A 16,613-nucleotide genomic window follows, 5' to 3' on the forward strand; every position below is an offset into this window, starting at 1 on the left:
TTAGTATACCAACTCTATGAAAAAAGTATATAAACAGAAATAAACCTCCCTACCATTCAACAGATAGGGAGGCTTGTGGGGGAAATCGTAGGTTTATCGGATGCTTTCCTGTATTTTCGGTTTCAGGATAGCGGTCCAGAGATCGTAGCCATTCTGATTCATGTGCAGGCCGTCCGGTTTAAAGATATCTTTTCGCAGTTCTCCGTTTGCACCGTACAAGCAAGAGGCTACGTCGACATAAGTGAGTCCGTCCGTCTTCGAAGCATACTCTTTAAGCAAAGTATTAATGATTTCATGCTTCGGAATCATCTCCTTGCGTGCGAGCGAAGGCTTATAGGAGAGAATGAATATCGGAATATCCGGATAGTCCCGTTGCAGCCGATTGGTCAGTAAACGAAAAAAGTCGAATGTTTCTCCGACAGTCAGATCCTCGGGGGTACCTGCAAGATCATTTTCTACATAAACCACGATACTGCGCGGGTGATATCCCCGGGCAATCACGTCGTAATTATAAAGCATGTCTCGTAAGGCGGCACCACCGTATGAACGGCGGAGAATCTTCAGTGGGGCCATGTCCCGGTAAATGTTATCCCACAAGTTGATGGAAGAACTGCCTAAAAAGAGAACGTCGCAAGAAGTATCTTTCAATGTCCGGTTTTCTGTTTGGTACCGGTCTATTTCTCCTTGGTATCGGGTTACCCATGTAACCGGATCCGTGTGGCGGACAGGAAGATATTCGCTGAAGCGTACAGAATCCTGTGGCGTTTGTACCTCTGCTGCAACACTCTTGCAGCAGAGGAGGACAGTACAAAAGGTGATAAATATTGATTTTATCATTTATTTCTTTACGTTAAATCCAAGTTTCTTCAATCCGTTCTGCACGTCGGGATGACTCATGAAAAGTTTCCATAGAAGTCCGGTCCGGTAGTTTTCTATCATTACGGCTATCGGCCCTTGGTCGATGGCCAGATATCGCTTCGGATACCAGTCCGCGGTTTCGCTGAAGGCATCATAGAATCCGTAAGGACCGAATACCTTATCTCCCATCTGATACAGATGACGCATCACTTGCAGTGACTGGTCCGGTGTATAGACGATGGAAGAGAGGGCGGCGGTGGGAGAGATCACTCCCCGGTCATCACGTTCCAACGGGCCGTGGGCAGCATATCCATCCACGGAATAACTGGCGGTCAGCCCCCAGCAGTCAGCCCCGTAACCTTTATAATGTTTGGGGTTGCGGATGCAATATTCACGGTTTACCAGTGTAAGATTTCGCATCTCGTTGAAGTAGCTCGGGCAATATTCATCTTTCAAACCCACCGGATCGAGTCCGAGGAAGGAATACTGCGCCCAGAACAACGGACCGACTTCTCCACCCTGATAGCGGAGATGCAGTTCGATACCCTCTACCCGGTGTGGAGAAACAATCGCGCCATTCTGTGCCCATCCTTCATGATATACCGCAGCCGGCACTCCATGAGTAGGAGAAGCAGCGGCAAGGATATACATAATCAGGCATTCATTGTAGCCGTGTACCGGAAAGTTCATTTCCCAACCATATTCCGGACTCCAGTGCCAGTAAAGCACATTTTGCCCGTCACGGCGATACCAGTTCCAGTCTACCTCCCGCCATAGTTTATCGATACGTGCCGCAAGAGCTTTCTCTTCGGTTGAACCTCCTGCATAGTATTGATGTACGGCCAGCAAACCTTGCATCAGGAAAGCTGTTTCTACCAGATCGCCTCCATTGTCTTTTTGTCCGAAAGGTTGCACACGTCCCGTTTCACCGTTCCACCAGTGTGGGTAAGCGCCTTTAAAGCGGTCCGCCTTTTCCAGGAAACGGACTATTTTCTCCATGCGGCGCAGCCCTTCTTCCCGGCTGACGTATCCACGATCGATACCCGCCAGTATGGCCATGATGCCGAAGCCGCTTCCTCCTGAAGTAACAATCTCCGGACCTCCGGCCGGATATTCGCCATCCATATGATAGCGTTCGCGTGCCAGTCCGCTATTGGGTTCGGCTGCTTCCCAGAAATAATTGAAGGTTCGTCGCTGGACGGTATCCATCAGGGCATCGTCTGTCAGGGTAGCGGCAGAAGAAGGTTTATCCTTTGGCTTGCAAGCTACAAGAAGAAAAAGAGCGAAGAGGAAGAAGAGGAGCTTGCTGTTGTGAGTGACAAGTTGGGTATTCATAATGATTTCTTGTTTGTAATGGTTTTGGTTTCACCACAGATTACACGGATTTTCACAGATTAATCATTTATCCCGTTGATATTTAAGATTAAAATTCTGTGTTAATCTGTGTAATCTGTGGTGAGATTAATTCATTTCTATTCCCTTGTGTATCCGATTCAACGCAACGTGAACCGTGCCGTTTTCACGTTCTGGCTGTCAGGTCCTATCATCACATCGAAATCGCCCGGTTCGGCTACGAATTGCAGGTCGGCATTGTAAAACTTCAACATTTCCGGAGCAATCGTAAAACGGACAGTACGCGACTCATTGGGCTGCAGGTAGATCTTTTCAAATCCCTTAAGCTCTTTTACCGGGCGGGTGACACTGCCTACGAGATCACGGATGTAGAGCTGCACTACTTCACTGCCGGCACGGTCTCCGGTATTCGTTACGGTGACGGAGGCTACCAACTGATTGTCCATCCCGATGGAGGGTTGACTTAAAGTGACATCACTGAAGCGGAATGTGGTATACGACAATCCATATCCGAACGGATAAAGTGCATCATTGTCTACGTCCAGATAGTTGCTGCGGAATTTCTCAAACCATTTGCCTTCTTTGAGCGGGCGACCTGTATTTTTGTGTGCATAGTAAAGCGGAATCTGGCCTACATTCTTCGGGAAAGTCATGGTGAGTTTGCCGCTTGGGTTCACTGCTCCGAACAGTACATCGCCGATAGCCAAGCCTGCCTCCGAACCTCCAAACCATACGTTTAAGATGGCGGGTACATTCTCCTGCTCCCAGTTCAGCACCAACGGACGGCCAGTGAAGAGTACGAGAACTACCGGCTTGCCTGTTTTCAGTAAGGCTTCCAGGAGTGTGTGTTGTACGTCCGGCAGGTCGAGGTTGGTACGACTGCTGCTTTCGCCGCTCATTTCCGATGATTCGCCCAGCGCGGCAATGATTACGTCCGACTGTGAAGCTATTTTCAACGCTTCGTCCAGCAGTTGCTTGTCAGTACGGTTGTCGCGGTTCAGCGAACGGCCAAACAGGGTGGCTCTTTCCTCATAGGCAGCATCGCTTATCAGGTTACTGCCTTTGGCATAAAGAATCTTTGCCTGATTGCCTACCCACTCGGTCAATCCCTCTACCAAAGATGGGCTCTTGTCCAGAACTGCCGCCACACTCCACGTACCCGGCATATTCGAGCGGGTATTGGCCAAGGGACCTATCACTGCGATGGTACCGGTGGGTGAGAGAGGGAGAAGGGGAGAGGAACCGGGAGAGAGCTGTCCGTTTTTCAGTAGTACGAAACTTTCTCCGGCAATTCTCCGGGCTACGGCACGATGCTCTTTGGTAAAGATGTCACGTGCCGGACGTTTCAGGTCACAATATTTATAAGGATTGTCAAATAATCCCAGTTTATATTTGGCTTCCAGAATGCGGCGGCAAGCGGTATTAACGGTTTCTACCGATACTTTGCCTTCTTCGATCGATTTTTTCAATGTGCCGGCGAAGCCTTCACTGACCATGTCCATATCTACTCCCGCATTGATGGCACGTGCCGATACGGTTTGCAGGTCGCCAATCCCGTGTTCTATCATTTCAGAGATTCCGGTGAAGTCTGTCACTACGAATCCGTTAAATCCCCATGCTCCACGCAGCACATCGGTCATCAGCCATCGGTTGGCAGTTGCCGGCACACCCTCCACTTCGTTGAATGAAGCCATTACACTGCCTGCTCCAGCTTCAACACCAGCCTGATAGGGGAGCATGTAATCGTTAAACATCCGTTGGCGGCTCATGTCTACGGTATTGTAGTCCCGTCCGGCTTCGGCTGCCCCATACAAGGCAAAATGCTTGATACAAGCCATGATCTCATCGTTACGGCGCATATCCTTTCCCTGATATCCGCGTACCATGGCTTGGGCAATCTGAGCTCCGAGGAAAGGATCTTCGCCCGAACCTTCGGATACCCGTCCCCAGCGTGGATCGCGACTGATATCTACCATCGGACTGAAAGTCCACGAGATGCCGTCAGCGCTTGCTTCGATGGCTGCGATACGTGCCGATTCTTCGATGGCCGGAATATCCCAGGTACACGAAAGCCCCAATGGGATAGGAAAGATGGTTTCGTAGCCGTGAATCACGTCCATACCGAAGAGCAGAGGGATACCCAGACGGGAATTTTCTACAGCCAGACGCTGTACGTCACGAATTTTATCCACCCCTTTCAGGTTGAAGAGTCCACCTACTTCACCTCGCTTTATCTTGGCGGCGATGTCGCTGCTTTTAGCTTGTCCGGTGGTGATTTCACCTGTTACCGGCAGGTTAAGCTGCCCTATTTTTTCTTCCAGGGTCATCCGTTTCAGCAGATTGTCGAGGAAACGGTCCATGTCCTGAGGAGCTTTTTGCGCTTGCAGCCCCAACGGGAGTAAAAGTGCAAGCAGAATGAGTAAAGAATATTTCTTGTTCATAACTGTATATGGTTAAGAGTTCACCACAGATTACACGGATTATCACAGAGAAGAGATCCATTGGGTTGATAATCTGCACTTAATATATCTATGATAATCTGTGTAATCTGTGGTGAAACTCTGAGATTAATAATCCGGGTTCTGTACCAATACGCCTTTCGATTTGTCTATCTCGTCCTGTGGAAGTGGTAGCAAGGCATTCTTGGGTTGATAACCCGTTTTGCCAGCAGCATGTAGCACTTGCGAAGCGATACCCCAGCGTACCAGGTCGTAGAAACGTCCCGATTCCAATCCGAGTTCTACCCGTCGTTCATGCCGGATGGCATCACGCAACACGGTCTGATCCAATGAAGTCACTTTGGGCAGAATGTCCGGATTGTTGCCACGGGCGCGGGCACGTACCATTTCCAGATAACCCGATGCTTCGCCTGTTTTACCTAACTCATTAGCCGATTCTGCAGCCATTAGCACTACGTCGCCATAGCGGATGATACGGATGTTCACCCAGAAACCATGACGGGTAAACTCCTCACGAAGTGCCGGGTTGGTATAAGCTTTCTTGTTAAAGTAAGCCCCGTCGGCCTGTGATACCGGAGACTCTCCATAAGGCTTGTTGGTGTTTTCAGGAGTGATCGGGTCGTCATCCGAACGGCGGAAGTAGAGCAGGGTAGCGTCTTTGCGCGGGTCACCCGGTTCGAATGCTTCACCCATCAGTTCGGTTCCCATATGCCATCCCCAGCCAAGGTCCCATTGGCCGGAGCCGCGTACACCTTGTACCTCGCAGAACTGACTGCCTATTTTATCACTTGCAGGCAGGGCGGCAGTCGATGCACATTGCAGCTCAAATACCGACTCACTGCTGTTTTCGCCATCATCGGTAAAGATAACGTCATAAGGGGTGTCCAGATTATATTGTCCGGAATTCATGACATCGGTTGAGGCAGTATACATGTTCTGCCAGTCGTTACGCATCATATACGTGCGGGCATGCAGTGCACGGGCACTTCCCCAGGTTAGACGTCCCAGGTAGGCAGACTGCCATTGACGGGGTAAAAGCCCTTCAGCCTGTGTCAGGTCTGAGTCGATCTGTTTATAGATCTCTTCGGCGGTGGTCTTCGGTACATTGGCTTCCGAGGCGTCGTTCACTTTGAAAGTGACCAACGGCACTTCGCCGAATGCACGGACCAGGTTGAAGTAACAGTAAGCACGGAAGAAAAGAGCTTCTCCCTTATTCCGGAGATCATTTTCTTCTGTCAGGTTACCTTTCTCGATGGTTTCTATCACGTCGTTGCATTGATAGATGATAGCGTAATTCTGGCTCCAGTAGGCTTTGATCAGTCCGTTATTGGTATTGTACTGGAAATCATCGTACATGGCAGCCTGATCGGCACCGTCGCTCGCCGTACTTCCTTTTTCCGAATCTTCCGAGCGGAAATATTCGATGGCAAAGGCCGGGATACCTGCGGTAATGTTATAGTTACGCATCATGGTGTAGATATTGAAGACTTTTCCTTCGGCAAGTGCTCCGGGATTATCATCTTCGGTGAACTGCCCTTGAGGGTGACGGTCCAGAAAATCGTTGCAACTGCTGAAGCTCAGAGCCGATACGGCTAATGCAATGGGTAGGATGTATTTATTTAGTTTCATACTCTGCTTCGTTAAAATGTTAAGTTAATACCAAATGTATAGACTGCCGGTACCGGATATGTTCCGTTATCCACTCCGAAGGCAATGGCCGATCCGCCGATTTCCGGTGTATAGCCCGTGTTATGCTTCCACGTCTTCAGGTTTTGTATGTTGACATAAACCTTCAGAGCCTGCATGCGTATTTTCGCCAGCAAGGTTTTGTCGAAGTTATAAGCCAGTTGGAGGTTACGGATACGGAAGAAGCTGCCGTCTTCGATGAAGTACTCGGAGTTCTCGCTGTTGATGGCATGTTTTGTATTCAGCAGGGGTTGCGTGTTCGATGTGCCTTCTCCGTGCCAGCGGTCGAGACGTTGCTCCATATAATTGAACTGTGCCCAGTTATAATTGTCCCAGGTACGGTAAATCTGATTGCCGCCTTGTCCCATCATTTCCATGCTGACTTCCCAGTTCTTATATGAAAGGCCGAGGCTGATGCCGTATGTTACGTCCGGTGTCGGATCACCGATCATCGTGCGGTCGTCCGGTGTGATTTTTCCATCTCCGTTTACGTCGGCAAACTTAAGGTCGCCGGGTGTGACGGTTGCCAGTGTATTCGCCGGTGAAGCGTCGATCTCGGCTTGGTTTTGGTAAACGCCCGCTACTTTGTAGCCGTAGAAATAACCGATCGGATAGCCTGCCATTGTGTAGCTCTGGCTTTTGTCGCCTGCGATGATGGAGTATCCTTCCTGTACCAGACTCTTCACTTTGTTACTGATAGTGGTCAGGTTCGCGCTGACAGAATATCCCCAGTCGCCGATCTGATCTCTCCAGGAGGCCATCAATTCGATACCTTTGTTCTCTATTTCTCCAAGATTTCCGATACCCGGTACGGTTCCCGACAATCCCGGTACGGTAGCCAGTAGGTCTTTGGTATTCTTCTTGTAATATACTCCTTCCAGATGGAAGCGGTTGCGGAACATATTGGTCTCGAATCCGGTTTCCCATGCTTCTACTTTTTCCCAGCGGAGGCGCGGGTTGGGCAGGTAAGCCAGTTGGTATCCGGGATAGATGATAGCCGGTTTGCCGAATACGGCAGCGAAAGCATTCTCCAACAACGGTTCTGCCGGATAAGCCCTATCCATATTCTGGTTACCTAATGTGCCCCACGAACCTTTCAGTTTCAACATGTCCAGCCATGTGATGTCTTTCATGAACTCCTCTTCAGTCATCAGCCATCCGGCACCTACAGAGTAGAAGTTCTGCCATTGGTTGCCCGTGTATGCGAAGGCCGATGAGCCGTCACGACGGAATGAGCCGTTGAACAGGTATTTTCCTTTATAATTATAGATCACACGGGCCAGCATGGACACGGTGGTGCGTTCCCACTGTGTACTTCCGTTGGTAGCGGTAGCCAGATCGCCAATGCTGACGAACCATTTATCGGGATTATTCGGAATCACCAGCCCGATACCCTGTCCGCGCGAAGCATCCAGTCCGCTGAGTGAATTGTAGTAGGTTGTGAAACCGGCAGTAGCGGTCAGGTTGTGTGTACCATCGGCAAAACTGTTTTGGTATGTCAGCAGATAGTCACTCTGCACTTTGGTTTCGTTTTGTTTGTTCTGGCTCACTTCCGTCTTTCCCGTTCCAAGTGTAGCCACATTGCCGGCTACGGTTGCGTCATATACTTTAATGATCGGTTTGTAAGTCCGGCTGTCATTGGTGGCATAATCCATGGAGAACATTGCTTTGAATGTGAAATGCTTCAGGAAATCCACTTCACCGTAAATGCTGCCCGATGCACGGTAATTGATGGTGCGGGTGGTGTTGGCACGCAGATCTACGTCAACCAACGGATTGGTCATCTGTGCTTTCTGGAATTCCGGCAATGAAGTATACAGACCGTATTCTTCGTTGTAAACCGGAGCTACAGGAGTAGTGCGAATTGCGTTCAGAACCGTTTTGCTGTCGGCCGGGAGCATTCGTGCTCCGTTGAACTGAAATCCCACTTTGATATCTTTGGTGATCTTATAATCATTACTTGCATTGATCGTCACTTTGCTATACTTCTCATGCTTAATGTTTCCCTGTTCGTGCGAGTAGCCCACACCGAGATAGAAACTATGTTTTTCCGAAGCACCTGTGATACTGATATTATTGTTCGTGATGAATCCGGTCTGGAATATTTCGTCTTGCCAGTCCGTATTTGCGTTCCAGTTGCTGAAGTCGAATGGGGTGTTTCCCTGATTCGCCATCTGCTCGTTATAGAGTTCCTTGAACTGTGGCGCATTCACCATTTTGATTTTGTCTACTACGGTTTTCCATCCGAAAGAGGTGTTGATATTGACCAGCGTCTGTCCCTCTTTGGCGCGTTTGGTAGTTACGATGATCACGCCGTTGGCACCACGTACACCGAAGATAGCCAATGAAGAGGGGTCTTTCAATACTTCCATCGATTCGATGTCTTCCGGGTTCAGGAAGTTGATATTGTCATTGAAGAGTCCGTCTACAATATACAGCGGCTTGTAACCATTGATGGAGTTTGTGCCGCGGATACGGATTTCGGGATCGGCACCTGCCTGTCCGGAATTGACAATCTGCACACCGGCAATCTTTCCTTGTAGGGATGATAGTGGGTTAGTGGCCGGTTTGTTGGCTATTTCCGAACCCTTGATGTTGGTGATAGAACCGGTCAGGTCACGTTTCTTGGCACTACCATAACCGATAATTACTGTTTCGGCAAGCATTTGGGAGTCGTCTTTAAGCGTGACATTAATCACAGTCTGCTGCCCCACTTTGATTTCCTGCTTTTCATATCCTACATACGAGAATACGAGTACATCGTTGGGCGTTACCGAGATGGAGTATTTGCCATCCATATCGGTGATGGCTCCGGTAGAAGTCCCTTTTACCAGAATAGATGCGCCGATCAGGGGCTCATGGGTTGAATCTGTAACAGTACCCGTTACTGTTTTGGTTTGCGCCATGGCTACCGATGCGCTCAGCAGTAGGCACGTCAGGACAAATACACTTTTTAGCCATAAGGCTCTCTTCTGCCGAAGAGGTCGTAAAGGTTTAGTCTTCATTGCATTAAATTTTACCATTGTATAACTATTTTGATTTAACACACCTTCTGCCAGCTCTCTTTCAGATACTCGATAGTTATATCGACGGCAAAAGTACCCAATGAAACAAATAAATGTCGAAAAAGATGTGAACGGATTCAAACTCCCTGCACTTTTAACATATATCGGACTTGGAATCCGACTAATGTAGAAGAAGTTTCTATTATGATATATTTACCTTATGATGGCTATTGGATTTTATATAATTGTATGGAATTATGTGCTTTAATTGAATAGCTTTTCGAGTTGCGTCTATTATCTAATTGTTAATTGTTTAGGCTGGATAAAATAAGCAATGATATTAGAAAACTTTTTCATGATAGATGGTGTTCAAATGGCGAAATCTCTATTATAAACTCATAAAAAAATAGTTATGATTAAAAAAACGATTTTACTGGCAATGTTAGTCAGTGCGCTGTTTGCTTGTGATGATAAGGAAACAACAGAAGACATACCTTTAGCAGGTATTAATAATGTGACTCTGAATGTAGGGCAAAGTGCTTTCTCCAGAGGTGTTAATGGGCAAAAAGGAGCAAGCGAATACGCTGTTTTGGGTTCTGGAAAGCTCTATTTCCTCGATAATACTTATACCAGTATTTTCCAACGCCAGTTGACACCAGCTGAGGTGACTACATTGGCCAACACTTCTTCTACTGCGACAAGTGGAAAAGGGGTTACTATCAGCGGTGTGCCCAGTTCCGCACAATATCTCTATTTTATGGCTAATATTAAAACAGATGTCGGTCAGGTATTTCCCGCTGTCGAGGGAACGACAAGTGCTGATGCCAGACTACGCCTGGATCGTTTACAAGGAAATGCTCAGAACGTGCCTATGTCCGGATTGAGTTCGGCCTTTACGCAAAGTAGTGGAAATAATTACACGACTTCAGTAGAAATAAGTCCTATTGTAGCCCGTATAGAGTTGGGACAAGTGACTTGTCAGGATGTTACCGTAGGTTCTCCAATCAGTACGGATATTATCAGTTATAAATTGTCAGGTGTGTTTATTAACAATGTCAATCAGTATGTTTTGTTGAATGGTACTCCTTATCTAAATGCTCCTGTAAATATTGTTAACCAAGCAGGGTGGGCGACCGACTATGCCACTTACTTTACTGGTAATGTGAACTTTCCTCATTTTTCCGGTGGCTCTCCTACAGCACCCAGTGACTGGACTGCCAATGCTTTCGTGGATTATTGTACGCCTCTTACTTCCGGATTGAGTTTCTATCCGGATGTAACCAATGGAGCAACAATTGTTCCTCCGGTTACTACTCCTAAACCGGCATGGGCTTATCAGGTATGTCCGAGTACGGTTCCGGCATCAGGACAAACTACGCCGGTTGGTGATATTCCGCATATCATTCTCAAATTAACAGAGGTTCAGTATGTCAATAACCCGTTAGGGGCAACTACTCTTTATGTTGTAGTCTCCAAATATAAAGATAGTACGACTAATGATAATATTCTGGAGTTTAAACGTGGTAATGTGTATCGTATTAATAATCTTGTTTTCAATCAGACGCAAGCGACTGGTAAGCCTTACGATAGCAATATTTCAGTAACATGCAGTGTCACTGTGAAACCTTGGGTGATAAACACCATTAATCCGGTGTGGTAATATTTTTATTTCAAACATCTTCTCCGTATAAAACATACGGAGGAGATTAAATGCGGACGACTTATGAGATGTATATCTGTGAAAATTGTCATTCTCACCGTTCTCTTTTTTATGCAATCGTGTATAAGGGAGGATACTTCTGATTGTATTACTAGTGCGTTGCGGCTCAGTTTCCGATATACATTAAATAATCAGAATTCTGATTTGTTCGGATCTGAAGTACATCAGGTGGCAGCTTATATTTTTGATGCTGAAGGCAAGTATATAGGGAGTTATTTGGAAACCGGTGATAAGCTGATAAGTAAGTATATCATGACTATCCCTCTGCCTGAAGGAAGTTACCAGGCTATCGTCTTTTGTGATAATCTTAACACCTTTTCCGCAGGCTGGGTGGATAGGGAGACAAATTTGTTTTATGGTGAGCTTCAGCCGGAAATAACCACTGTTGCCGATTTCCGTGTCATGCTAAAAAATAAAGAAGGGACAGACGGATACCTTGTACCTGAGTCGGTCCCTGGTGATCTTTATGCCGGATATATAACCAATGCTCTTTCCACTTATAATGTATCGGACATTACCAATGTCAATTTAATGAAAGATACAAAGAATATAAAAATAAAGATATCAGGTCTGAATTCTCTGACACGTTCGACAATTATTCCTGAAGTATATGTTACTGCCAAAAACGGCAGGTATAAAAGTGATAATAGTATAGATACTTTACATCAGGCATTGAAATATATACCCCATAGCACGTCTGTAACGAACGATACGATCAATAGCGAGTTAAAAACCATGCGCCTCATGGCTGGCTATAAGCCAATGCTGGTTATTAAACATCCTGTAACTTCCGGATATCTTTTTAATCGGGATATAACGGAACTCATCTTATCGAACCCCAAATATGCTTCTCAGGAAGATATTGATAGAGAAGACAGTTTTGTATTCGAAGTGAATTTTAATAGGGAAGATAATGATTTAGTAATATCCGTATCAATAAATGGCTGGGAAGTAAATACTGTTGTTCCTGTAGATGACTAAAAATATTCATATTTATGAAACAGATATTAAGTATATTATTCACTATCATAGTCACCACATCTTGTACGGCGGAATATGGGGAAGATATCCCGTATAAATCAGTCGATGTTGATTATACCTTCAATTTGGCTGTTGACGGGCGTTCGGTATCAACACGTTCATTGGCTGCTGCTACGGACGAGAACAGTTTATATGATCTGAATGCATTTATTTTTGATGCTTCAAATGGAAAGGCCATATCATTCAAATACTTTCCCCCTTCAGCGATGTCAAACCTTTCAATACCCATGTTGATAAGTGGCTCTTCGGGGAGTCGTATCTTTGCTTTTATTGCGAATGCAGGGGTGTCGATCGGTAGTACGGTGACTAATCTGACCGATTTAAATAATCTGAAAAAAACGATGTCATCCGGAACGGATTTCCTATCTGGAGGACGTGTCGTAATGTCTGCCCTTACAGATACGAAAGTAATCAATATTACTCCGGGAACCACTAATGGAACGTATGCTCTCGGTGTTATCAGTCTTGAGCGGCTGACCGCTAAGGTGACTGTCGTAATTGATAAAAGCGGGCTTGAGTCAAGTACGCTTGTCACAGTACGTTCTATCCAGTTGAAGAATGTACCGATGGTGTATAGTTATATTGCTGCGAATGCACCTACTGCTTCGACTACCACTTTTGTGAACGGTGATAATATCACGGTGAACGACGGTAATCTGGAGCCTGTGGATCCTACTGGAAACAATCTTCCTCACAATTATGCCACTCCGCTATATATGGTAGAAAACATGCAGGGAACAAGGACGTTGCCAACCAACGTGCCGGGTGAAGAATGCACTTCGTCAAAAACACAGATTCCACTCCAGCCTGCACAATGCTCTTACATAGAAGTCGTCTGTGAATATCGCACTACTTTGCCTGTGGGAGAACGCGACGGACTGGTAACCTATCGTGTTTATCTGGGAATTAATATTAACGGGAACCATTGGAATAATTTTGATGTGAAGCGTAATGTCTGGTATCAGGCTACTCTTACACTGACCGGGCGAGGAGGAGCTGACGAGGTGTCTTGGCGCATAGTGACTGATCTTATTACTCACAATGGCGAAAACTACCCATGGGGTAAAGGAGGATTCGCGTATACTATTGATCCTTCGGACTCTCGTTTTTGGAGTATCGAAAGTCCTTATCAAAATACCTTGGTGACATTTGCTTCCAGTAATGCTAATCTCCATCCCGATAGTGAGTATTCAGAAGGTCGCGGAGTGACTTATCTTAATGGTACCTCACAGAATCAGACTGCCATCCGCCAGTGTTGGAGGTTGAATGGCGAAAATGGTATAACACTTGATGCTGTAACGAAAACCATCTACTATTTACCTTCTCAGAACCAGCTCCAGATGATAAGTATTTATTTCAATGCCCGTACTTATCCGACCGGACTATTCTGGAGTTCGACACAGTTGATTGGCGGAACAAGCAACTCAAACCAGTATGCTCGTGCTATATCATACGCCAACTATGGTGAAGCTCAGACGTATACCAGCATCAGCACACAAGGATATTCACGTTGTCTGATGGAGCCGGATCGTACTTACCCGTTCCCGGTAGCCAGTTTGTCTACCCCGACAAGTCCTGTTTATTATCCGTTGCAGATAGCTCCTAATATAAAGACTTATCCTTATTTTCAGACTGGGGCATTCCCCGTTATTGTAAATCAGGAAATGTGGAATTATGGAGGAGTAATAGGATTTCAGCCACGTGGTGTAGTATCCATATCACTTCGTACGGGAGAACCTTATACGGCCCTCACAAGCAACTATCACACGGTGCGCAAACCTTATACCCTTATCAGAGTAGCGAAAAACGATTGTGATAAAAATGGAAATCCGGTAATAAACAATGCAGTTACACGCTACACGATGAACTGGTATGAAGCTTTGGGGTATGTAACTCCTTCAGGAACTGACCCTGCTACTCCAACAGTAAATACGACTCGTACCGGTTGTAATGCCTATTCGGAGCGGAGCGATAAAAAGGACTTGGGTACCTGGCGCGTTCCGACTTCACTCGAATTGACACAACTTTGGGTTATGGGTGCAGGAGTTGGCGGTACTACTCCTGTAAATCCGAATTATACATATGCAGTAAGTGGAAGCGGATCGAATGTAACGATCTCAACACCGAGATATCCCCGTATGAGTGAACAATATCCCGGAGTGCTCCCATTGTGGGGAGATGTTAGCACTCTGACCAATAATATTGCGAATATAAACTATGTGTGGCCTGGGGGAACGGCTTCAACACCTTATAACTTAAATAAATTATACTGGTCGTCGAATACTTCTCCTAATACGACTCCAGCAAATGCTTTCGCTATGATGCTTGATTTTTATTCGGGGGATTCCTATACGGGAAGTGGTCCGCGGACTGCCGGATTTCCACGGAAAAAGGGGCAGGGGCTTTTGCGGTGTGTGAAAGATGTGACCGAATCCACACGCTACCAGCAATAAAGCGGAAGCTTGTGGCAGCTATCTATAAAGATGTCAATACTTTAATAGATTTTTGATAGAAGTTGTATGTTTTATATATATCTTTGAATGGACCGGGCATAAACAATTCGCCCGGGTGATGTTTCCATCATCCGGGCGAAACCGTTTAAATTTTTACTTCGATATTCAGTTTACCGCCAAGCCCCCGTTCAACTATATCTATCAGGGTTTTTAGTGTCAAGTTGCCTCCGTCATTCTCTACTTTAGAGATAAACGTACGCTTTTTATCAATGCGCTCGGCCAGTTGTGCCTGCGTCATTTCTTTCTTCTGACGGGCATTGCGGATTTGAACGCCAATACACAAAGCTTCCAACTCACGTTCAAAACGATCACGATCTGGTGTACCTTTTACACCGAAATACTCGTCTTTAATTTGGTCTAATGATTTGAGTTCCATCTCTTTCCCTCCTCTTTTTTTTCTGCATAATACTCAGCCATCAATCGGACAGCTCTGTCAATCTCTCTTTTAGGGGTTCCTTGTGTCTTTTTTTGAAAGCCCGAAAGTAACACAACTAACTTCCCATCATCAAAAAAACAAAATACCCGGAATATATCACTACCCAGGGAAACACGTATCTCAAACAATCCGTCAGTGCCTTCCATATATTTAAGATACGTTGTCGGAATACGTTCTACGGATTCTATTAAACTTAAAATTTTGGCTATCTTTTCTTGGACTTTTCGTGACTGTTTCCCGAAAAAATCCTCAAAGTATCCTTTATACGTAGTAACCTTCCTTACTTTTTTCATTACGTAAAGGTAATGTATAAATGACACATAAGCAAGCAGAAAGTTCAGTAATTACAAATTTTTATGTATCTTTGTTCCGTGCTCTCTACCGAGAGGGCACTTTGTTTTTATCACGTTTAGTCGAAGCGCAAAGAAAAAGCGGCAATTTTTTCAATAGCAGAGCATAGACTAAACGGACTGGTTGTGTTGTATCCATACAACTCAATAAGCGTGTCCGTTTAGTTTTTATAATGCTCTGCTTGGTTTGATGCCGCTTACCTCTTTGCCGTTATATTAACTAATTCGGGCACGTCCTCTTTAAATCTGTTTATATGGAAAATTACGGCAAACAAAACTTTTTCGGCCTACCACACAAAGCCGCTTACTGCTTGGTGATTAGTACATGGATCATCAGTATATATGCCATTATAGGGTAACAAGAAATTATCCGGGAATATCAAAGTATAGTAGACGATTCCATACGCAGCACGCAAGCTCTGATTACACCCATGCGGACACTACTCAAACCCGAACCGCCGTTTGACTGTATGACGATCAGCGAATACAACTACATCTTTAACCCGGAAAATGACGGAAACCGATAGAGGGGTATTTTTCCTCTTTTCATGCACAAAGATAGGTCGCAGCCGTTCATTCATCAATGACCGCTACGCTATTTCAGCACAAAATATCCTGCGCTCCTGCGTCGTCCGGTATTTTCTGCCGAAATTCATTGCCGGCTGCCCGTCCGTGTCCTGATGGATGTTTAAGAAAAAAGGAAAAAAATGTGTAGGGGCTGCGCTGGTGATACCGGAAATTATGTGCACCTTTGTGTGTTTCCAGTGGCGTCGGTCTTGCCGCTTACTTGGCGGCTGCTGAGAGACAGCTATTTAAAACTTTAGATAAACGGTTCTGTTCCCGTGTCTGATACTGTAATAGGTCGGTATATTTTTCTTTCTTTGTTTCTGCATCGGATGTCTTATAGTGCAACGGGTCAGCAGAGCCGTTCTATTTTCGTTAAATCACCCTATACTAATGGCGCTCAGTAAACAATCCTATCAATAAAAGTGTTTCATTATACTTTTTTCGTCCGTTTGCTATGGTATTTCAGAAATAATCACCATCTTTGTAATGCGTTATGTGATTTTTTTGATGTAGAATAAAGGGACTGCATTTCTTTGTTTTACACTAACTGTAGGTGTATAATTTTATATGCCTACAGTTTCTGGATAAAAACGGCTCTGCCCCCGGGACTAATACCGTAATGGGT

10 protein-coding genes are annotated in these 16,613 nt (G+C 45.7%); 3 read left to right on the forward strand and 7 right to left on the reverse strand.

The window, feature by feature from the left end; all coding sequences use genetic code 11:
• Window positions 1–93: 93 nt before the first annotated feature.
• The 5 genes from R3O62_RS06195 to R3O62_RS06215 form a co-directional block, all read right to left on the reverse strand.
• Window positions 94–837 (reverse strand): SGNH/GDSL hydrolase family protein, encoded by a 744-nt coding sequence (locus R3O62_RS06195; RefSeq protein ID WP_032540359.1) that lies wholly within the window; start codon window positions 835–837, stop codon window positions 94–96.
• Window positions 838–2,193 (reverse strand): glucoamylase family protein, encoded by a 1,356-nt coding sequence (locus R3O62_RS06200; protein ID WP_032531082.1) that lies wholly within the window; start codon window positions 2,191–2,193, stop codon window positions 838–840.
• Between the two features lie 158 nt (window positions 2,194–2,351).
• A complete protein-coding gene (gene bglX / locus R3O62_RS06205) occupies window positions 2,352–4,652 on the reverse strand; it encodes a beta-glucosidase BglX (RefSeq protein ID WP_005811975.1) in 2,301 nt (766 codons plus the stop codon).
• 126 nt (window positions 4,653–4,778) lie between these two features.
• Window positions 4,779–6,299, reverse strand: a complete 1,521-nt coding sequence (locus R3O62_RS06210; RefSeq protein WP_005779130.1) for a RagB/SusD family nutrient uptake outer membrane protein — start codon at window positions 6,297–6,299, stop codon at window positions 4,779–4,781.
• Window positions 6,300–6,310: 11 nt separating this feature from the next.
• Window positions 6,311–9,379 carry a SusC/RagA family TonB-linked outer membrane protein gene (locus R3O62_RS06215; RefSeq protein ID WP_269110167.1) on the reverse strand — a complete coding sequence of 1,023 codons (3,069 nt, stop codon included), beginning with the start codon at window positions 9,377–9,379 and terminating at the stop codon, window positions 6,311–6,313.
• 394 nt (window positions 9,380–9,773) lie between these two features.
• Here R3O62_RS06215 and R3O62_RS06220 point away from each other — a divergent pair, with 394 nt between their 5' ends.
• The 3 genes from R3O62_RS06220 (at window position 9,774) to R3O62_RS06230 (ending at window position 14,575) form a co-directional block, all read left to right on the forward strand.
• A complete protein-coding gene (locus R3O62_RS06220) occupies window positions 9,774–11,021 on the forward strand; it encodes a hypothetical protein (protein WP_233481233.1) in 1,248 nt (415 codons plus the stop codon).
• A 111-nt stretch (window positions 11,022–11,132) separates the two neighbouring features.
• Window positions 11,133–12,062 carry a FimB/Mfa2 family fimbrial subunit gene (locus tag R3O62_RS06225; protein ID WP_241158967.1) on the forward strand — a complete coding sequence of 310 codons (930 nt, stop codon included), beginning with the start codon at window positions 11,133–11,135 and terminating at the stop codon, window positions 12,060–12,062.
• Between the two features lie 14 nt (window positions 12,063–12,076).
• On the forward strand, window positions 12,077–14,575 hold the full coding sequence (locus R3O62_RS06230; RefSeq protein WP_165014858.1) for a DUF4906 domain-containing protein: 2,499 nt from the start codon (window positions 12,077–12,079) through the stop codon (window positions 14,573–14,575).
• 145 nt (window positions 14,576–14,720) lie between these two features.
• Here R3O62_RS06230 and R3O62_RS06235 read toward each other — a convergent pair whose 3' ends face one another.
• Together R3O62_RS06235 and R3O62_RS06240 are read right to left on the reverse strand one after the other, a co-directional pair.
• A complete protein-coding gene (locus R3O62_RS06235) occupies window positions 14,721–15,011 on the reverse strand; it encodes a helix-turn-helix domain-containing protein (protein WP_032531087.1) in 291 nt (96 codons plus the stop codon).
• Window positions 14,993–15,364 carry a type II toxin-antitoxin system RelE/ParE family toxin gene (locus tag R3O62_RS06240; RefSeq protein ID WP_032531088.1) on the reverse strand — a complete coding sequence of 124 codons (372 nt, stop codon included), beginning with the start codon at window positions 15,362–15,364 and terminating at the stop codon, window positions 14,993–14,995. Before R3O62_RS06240 ends, R3O62_RS06235 begins: the two co-directional genes overlap by 19 nt.
• Between the last annotated feature and the right edge of the window lie 1,249 nt (window positions 15,365–16,613).

This window comes from Bacteroides hominis, from assembly GCF_033042785.2.
Classification (GTDB): domain Bacteria; phylum Bacteroidota; class Bacteroidia; order Bacteroidales; family Bacteroidaceae; genus Bacteroides; species Bacteroides hominis.

Bases quoted from the DNA above. Each gene is read 5' to 3' on its own strand.
- R3O62_RS06195 (WP_032540359.1), bottom strand. From the start codon at position 837: ATGATAAAATCAATATTTATCACCTTTTGTACTGTCCTCCTCTGCTGC.
- R3O62_RS06200 (WP_032531082.1), bottom strand. From the start codon at position 2,193: ATGAATACCCAACTTGTCACTCACAACAGCAAGCTCCTCTTCTTCCTC.
- bglX (WP_005811975.1), bottom strand. From the start codon at position 4,652: ATGAACAAGAAATATTCTTTACTCATTCTGCTTGCACTTTTACTCCCG.
- R3O62_RS06210 (WP_005779130.1), bottom strand. From the start codon at position 6,299: ATGAAACTAAATAAATACATCCTACCCATTGCATTAGCCGTATCGGCT.
- R3O62_RS06215 (WP_269110167.1), bottom strand. From the start codon at position 9,379: ATGGTAAAATTTAATGCAATGAAGACTAAACCTTTACGACCTCTTCGG.
- R3O62_RS06220 (WP_233481233.1), top strand. From the start codon at position 9,774: ATGATTAAAAAAACGATTTTACTGGCAATGTTAGTCAGTGCGCTGTTT.
- R3O62_RS06225 (WP_241158967.1), top strand. From the start codon at position 11,133: ATGCAATCGTGTATAAGGGAGGATACTTCTGATTGTATTACTAGTGCG.
- R3O62_RS06230 (WP_165014858.1), top strand. From the start codon at position 12,077: ATGAAACAGATATTAAGTATATTATTCACTATCATAGTCACCACATCT.
- R3O62_RS06235 (WP_032531087.1), bottom strand. From the start codon at position 15,011: ATGGAACTCAAATCATTAGACCAAATTAAAGACGAGTATTTCGGTGTA.
- R3O62_RS06240 (WP_032531088.1), bottom strand. From the start codon at position 15,364: ATGAAAAAAGTAAGGAAGGTTACTACGTATAAAGGATACTTTGAGGAT.